General features: G+C 28.7%; 5 protein-coding genes. 1 reads left to right on the top strand and 4 read right to left on the bottom strand.

Annotated elements, in window-relative coordinates:
• Positions 1 to 133: 133 nt before the first annotated feature.
• Genes F7B34_RS03895 through F7B34_RS03885 form a run of 3 tightly spaced genes read right to left on the bottom strand, consistent with a single transcriptional unit; the run spans position 134 to position 3511 of the window.
• The gene (locus F7B34_RS03895; protein WP_292460515.1) at positions 134 to 1513 is read right to left on the bottom strand and encodes a DUF58 domain-containing protein; all 1380 of its coding nucleotides are present in this window, start codon (positions 1511 to 1513) and stop codon (positions 134 to 136) included.
• 57 nt (positions 1514 to 1570) lie between these two features.
• Positions 1571 to 2506, bottom strand: coding sequence for a MoxR family ATPase (locus F7B34_RS03890; RefSeq protein WP_292460514.1), 936 nt, complete (start codon positions 2504 to 2506; stop codon positions 1571 to 1573).
• Positions 2507 to 2524: 18 nt separating this feature from the next.
• Complete coding sequence (locus tag F7B34_RS03885) at positions 2525 to 3511, bottom strand: DUF4350 domain-containing protein (RefSeq protein WP_292460513.1); 987 nt, start codon at positions 3509 to 3511, stop codon at positions 2525 to 2527.
• 206 nt (positions 3512 to 3717) lie between these two features.
• Here F7B34_RS03885 and acs point away from each other — a divergent pair, with 206 nt between their 5' ends.
• On the top strand, positions 3718 to 5625 hold the full coding sequence (gene acs, locus F7B34_RS03880; RefSeq protein WP_292460511.1) for an acetate--CoA ligase: 1908 nt from the start codon (positions 3718 to 3720) through the stop codon (positions 5623 to 5625).
• Between the two features lie 43 nt (positions 5626 to 5668).
• Here acs and F7B34_RS03875 read toward each other — a convergent pair.
• A partial coding sequence (locus F7B34_RS03875; RefSeq protein ID WP_292460510.1) for a THUMP domain-containing protein occupies positions 5669 to 6614 on the bottom strand: 946 nt, incomplete at its 5' end.

The raw sequence follows: 6614 nt of genomic DNA, 5'->3' as shown, positions 1-6614 counted from the left end.
GAGTAATATAGATGCTAAAATTCCCATCAATATATATTCTTTATACGGTATATTTATAAGAATTAATCCCTCTAATATCAATAATATTCTATACATAATAAACACTTAGATTTTTTTATATATATTTTCATCTTTAAATTTTACATCTTTTTAATTTATTTATTACATTTTTCATGCCATCTTTCTTGGATAAATCAACAACCATAATGCCTTTTTTACCCAGCATTTTAATAATTCTCTGTCTATTTAAATAATGGTTATAAATTTCCCTTAATACTTCTTCATCGTATATCGCCTCCCCCCTAATATTAAAAGAGGGCGTATATAAAGCATAAACTACCACCCTAAACCCTTTTTTAGTGAGCATATTTACACTTTTTAAAAGAGGTACAATATTTGAATCTAAATCAGTAAATATCATCACCACCCCAGTTTTCATTTTCATTAAATACCTTGCACATTCAAATATACCTGAACTCCCTTTTTTCTTTCTCGATAAATAGGCGTGTATTATATTGTTACCAATACATTCTTTTTTATTCTCATTGATATTATTATAATTCTTTCTTGGATAACTTAAAGCTGGGATATATTTATCTACTAAAATAGGTTTAATATTTAAAAGCTCTTTCTCAATGTGCTGTTGAAAAATGGTATTTTTAGAAAACCTAATGTTTTTAATTTTCTTTTTATTTATCGGGCTTGATTTCACGATTTTATAATCATCATATAAAAAAAGATAAGTATCATTTTCAGAGCTATTTTTTATGAGATTTAATAATATACCTGTTGCATAATTGATTTTATTTTTATTTTCATCTATGGATATTTTCATACTATATCCTATATCCAAAAGATAATATATATTATAATCTTCCATATGGGTTAGTTTTCTAACTATTGGTAAATCTTTACCAAGCGATTTCCTCCAATCTATTTTCTTAAAATCATCACCAAGTTCGTAAATTTTTAATTCATCGATTTCTGGTTCAACAAAACCACTAATTGTTGATTTTATATGTCCCTCCTGCAATCTATATTTTAATCCCTCAATAGATGGTAAAACATTGAATTTAAATGATTTTAAATAATCTATACAATTTAGTTCTCTTTTATCGTATATCTTGCCAATTATATCAATAATAAATTCCCCTTTTTTATAGGGTAGAATATTTACCAAATACTTAACAGTATTTTTATCGTGTAAATCAGATGACGATGCTCCATAGAGTATATTTGATGAGATTATACCATGCTTTGATTTGAATCTCAAATAAGATTTTGATTTTTTATAAATATTAAATATCATTTTTGTAGGGGTATATTCTTTTAGACTTACATTTTTATCTACCCATATATCTATCTTGAAATCCACTATTTTTTCTGTAAAATATAAATATACAAATATAAAAACTCCCATGAATGTAGCACATATATTATTTAATAAATAACCATTTGCATAGCATATTATCCCAAATATTAACAATATCTTTGAATATAATGTTTTATTCATCAAATCCCCTAAATTTTAAATTTTAAAAGTTAATTAATTTAAAAAATTTACTTAGAATTATTCCCACCTAAATTCACCTTTTGGAACCTCAATCTTATCAAGTATATCTGCCAATATTTCCTCAGCAGGTGTTTCTTCCTCATAATCAAGTATCATTCTATGAGATAAAACTTTAAAAACATTATTCTTAACATCATCAGGTATTACATAAGTTCTATCGTCCAAATAAGCGTTAGCCTTTGCTACTTTCAACAGTTGAATCCCTGCTCTTGTGCTTGCCCCCAATACTATTCTTTTATCATTTCTTGTAGCAACTATAATATCTCGTATGTATTTTAATATAACTTTTGAAACATAAATATTTTTTACAGTATTAAATATATTTTCAAGAGTTTTTTTATCCAGAACGGTATTTATCTGTTCAATATTATTATTATCTCCACTCTTTTTTAAATATAATACCTTTAATTCATCATCCTCGTCCAAATAATCCATATTTAGCTTCATCATAAATCTGTCAAGCTGTGCCGCAGGCAGTGAATATGTTCCCTCAAATTCAATGGGATTTTGAGTGGCAATTACTATGAAAGGTTTTGGTAAGGTATATGTTTTTCCACCCACAGATATGCTATTTTCTTCCATAGCCTCCAATAGTGCAGACTGAGTTTTTGGAGACATTCTATTTATCTCATCCACTAAGACGATATTTGCAAATAACGGTCCAGGAATATATTGAAATTCCCCCGTTTGCATTCTATATATTTCACCACCCGTTATATCTGAGGGTATTAAATCAGGAGTGCCCTGCACCCTTGAGAAATATAGCCCCATACATTTTGAAAATGATTTTGCCAGTGTAGTTTTTGCAAGACCCGGAACACCCTCTAATAGTATATGCCCCTTTGAAATTAAACATACAAATAAATCTCGAATAATATCATCCATCCCAACTATCTCTTTTTTCATCTCATTTTTGATTTTTTCAAATGCCATAATACCATCCTTTTTTATTTATTTCATTTTATCCAATATCTTATATACAATAGTTTTATCCATACCATACTTTTTAATCGTATTATTCAATATCCCCTCAAAATTAATTTTATTGTTATTTTTTTCATTTAAATGTTTTAATAATTTATTATTTCCTATTTTATTTATTAATTTTATATATATGTTATTGGAGCTCTCCACAATAACCGTGATTATTAATATTATTATAGATAAATAACTTAAAAATTTAGGGGTTATATTGTTGTTATTCACAACTATTGTAGCCATGTTTTGTGGATTTACATCGGAGTGATGATATTCATCAAAATATATATATTTATTGCTATAATTGAAGTAATATTTTAAAAATTTTTCATTTGCATTAAATAATCCATTGGTAAGTATGTTAGGGTCAGAAATTAATATTATTTTTCCATCACCATAATCTTTTTTTAATATTAAAGGATATGATTTTTCTTTTCCAGGTTTTGGATATTTACCAATATTGCTTGATTCGCTTGATAATAAATTTATATCTCCTTCTGTACTTCCAGTTATAGCTGTTGGATTTCCCAACAATATATATCCTTGATTGTATAATGCTATTGGTTCTATTATGTCATAAAGTGGCTTATTTGAAAATTTATTGGATATATTCATATATTGTAAAAGATTGTTTCCTTTATTAAAATTATCTGCAATAATAAGGGTATTTCCAGAATAGACATAATTTTTTAGGAATTCTCCATCTTTTTTGGTAAAATCAACATCTGGTGCTATAATGAACATAACAGAATTTTCTTTTATAGATATGTCATTATATGGGTATAATATGGGTTTTATTGTATTATTTTTATGCATTAAAACTAAAAAATTTGAACAACCCAATTCTTTTGTGTTAAATATACTATATGGTTGTGTGGTTTTAATCGTTGGGATTAATAAGGGCATAGATACAAATCCCATTAATAATAACATAAGAATTATGTAATGTTCTAATCTCATAACATCCACCATGAGCTATTAAAATTAAAAAATTAAAAATTATAATAAGAAAAATTATTAAAATTGAGTATAGATGTTTAATATATAAATATATTATTAGGGTATGCTATTTTTAATCGACATTTAACGATTATATATTCATCATAAATCGAAATCATTATATAGTAGTTTAATGATTAATAATTATAAATAAAAAAGGTGATTCTATGAAGTCTGGGGATAAATATATACCTTTAAAGAAATTAAATGAAATAAAAGAATTGGCTCTAAAAAATCCAGAAAAATTTTGGGGGGAACAGGCAAGATGTTTAGATTGGAATAAAACATGGGATAAGGTTTTAGAATGGAAACCACCATATGCAAAATGGTTTGTTAATGGGAGGTTAAATGCCTGTTATAACTGTGTAGATAGACATATATTGACCAGCAAAAGAAATAAAGCCGCTATAATATGGGTAGCTGAAAATGGAGATACTAAAATCATGACATATTATGAACTTTATAGAAAAGTAAATAAATTTGCAAATGTTTTACAGAATTTGGGCGTTGAAACTGGGGATAGGGTGGCAATATATATGCCTATGATACCCGAAGCTGCAATAGCCATGCTTGCATGTGCAAGAATTGGAGCTATACATACAGTTGTTTTCTCAGGATTTTCAGCTGATGCACTTGCAGAACGTATAAACGACGCTCAGGCAAAGGTTTTGATAACCTCAGATTTACTATATAGGCGTGGAAAAAAAATAAATTTAAAAAATATAGTGGATAAAGCACTTCTAAACTGCCCTACCATAAACCATACTGTATATGTAAAAAGAAACAGTGATTTAAAATTAGTTGAAGGTAGGGATTACTCTTGGGAGGAGCTCATGAAGGGGGCAAAGAATTATATAGATCCCATACCTGTGGATTCAAACCATCCATTATTTATATTATATACCAGTGGAACCACAGGAAAACCAAAAGGGGTTGTGCATTCAACGGGAGGCTATATGGTATATACAACAAAAACAATGGAATGGACTTGGGGAGTTAATGATATGGATGTATTTTGGTGCACTGCTGATATTGGATGGATAACAGGTCATAGTTATGTGGTTTATGCTCCTCTTGCATTGGGAACTACTATTGTAATGTACGAGGGTGCCATAGATTATCCAAATCCTGGAAGAATATGGGAAATTATCGAAAACCATGGTGTTACTATATTATATACTGCCCCAACTGCAATAAGAATGCTGATGACATACGGTGAAGAATGGGTAAAAAATCATGATTTATCTACACTCAGGATACTTGGAAGCGTTGGGGAACCCATAAATCCAAGGGCATGGAAATGGTATTATGAAGTTGTAGGGAATAGAAGATGCCCGATATGTGACTGCTATTGGCAAACAGAAACAGGAGGTCATATAATATATCCACCAATAGGTATTCAAAATATTCCATTAAAGCCTGGTTCAGCCACATTTCCGGGTATTGGTATAGATGCAGATATTGTAGATGAGTCGGGAAACTCACTTCCAGCAAATAAAAAAGGACTGCTGATTATTAAAAATCCATGGCCAGGAATGTTGATTGGACTTTGGAAAAACAACAAACGATACGAAGAAGCATATTGGAAAAGAGTACCAAATTGCTACTGTCCATCGGATTATGCCATTAAAGATGAAGATGGTTATTTTTGGATACTTGGAAGAGCAGATGAAGTCTTAAATGTAGCAGGTCATAGAATAGGAACAGCGGAACTTGAACATGTTCTTGTTTCCCATCATGCAGTTGCAGAAGCTGCTGTTATTGGAAAACCAGACGATATTAAGGGAGAAGTTCCCGTGGCGTTTGTTATATTAAATAAAAATTTCCACGATAAAAATAAAAAAGAGTTAAAGGAAGAATTAATAAAATATGTCAAAGAAACCATGGGCCCTATTGCCACACCCCATATGATTTTATTTGTAAATAAACTTCCAAAAACGAGAAGTGGAAAAATTATGAGAAGAGTTCTTAAAAAACTAATAATGAGTGAAGAATTGGGGGATTTATCTACAATAGAAGATAATACCAGTATTGAGGAGGTTAAAAAAGAATTGATGGATTTTGAATATAGGTAAATTATAATATAAAATAAATTATTTCAATTTTAACTTTTAATTTTTATTCTTTTCTATAAACATGTATATATCTAGTTAAACTCTTATGAACGTATAATTTGTATATCTCCTTTAATTTAAGATTTTCCACATTTATCTTTTTTGAAGAGGCAAAAACCATATATCCGCCATTTTTTAAAACATTTCCCAAATTATTTAATATTAACTCAACATCACCCTTTGCAGAAGTTGAAATACCATATGGTGGGTCTGTTATAATTGCATCTATCCTTTTTATATTTAATAGATTTAAATAATTTTTAATATCCTCTGCATCCCATCTCTTAACAGCTATCACTTTATCCATAAGATTATAAGATTTAAGATTTAATATAGTTCCTTCTACCATTCTGTTGTCAATATCACTACCAATTAGCTTACAACCTATAAATCCCCCTTCAATTAAAAATCCCCCAGTTCCACAGAATGGGTCAAGTAGAATATTGCCCTCTTTTAATCTTGCTAAATTTACCATACATCTTGCAAGCTTTGGAATTATACATCCTGGATGAAAGTAAGCTCTTAAATGGGGTCTGTTTTTTTGAAAATAAGATTTATCTCTTTTTTCCACCGATAACACTAAATATATCCTGTCTTTTAATAATACCACCTTTACAACCTTTGATGGATTTTTAAGATTTACCTTTGCACAAGTCTTTTCTTTTATTATTTTTCCTATATTTCTTTCAACAACCATAGAATCTATTTTTATATTCTTTTCTTTTTCTTTTTTATCTATTTTTTCTTCGTATCCAATTCCCTTTGGAATTTTTAGAGCCCTGACTGCAAAAGTGTCTTTTGTCCCTATATTTAATATATTATTTAAAGGCAAGTTCATCAACTTTTTATAAAATACATTGAGAGTTTGTGGACTATATTTTATATATTTCATTTCAAAAACAATTAAATGACCTTCATTTATATATGCACTTCTTTTTATCATGTTTTTT

Source organism: Methanothermococcus sp. (assembly GCF_015523155.1).
GTDB lineage: Archaea > AGJL01 > Methanococci > Methanococcales > Methanococcaceae > Methanofervidicoccus.
This window is presented reverse-complemented; position numbering and strand designations above follow the sequence as displayed.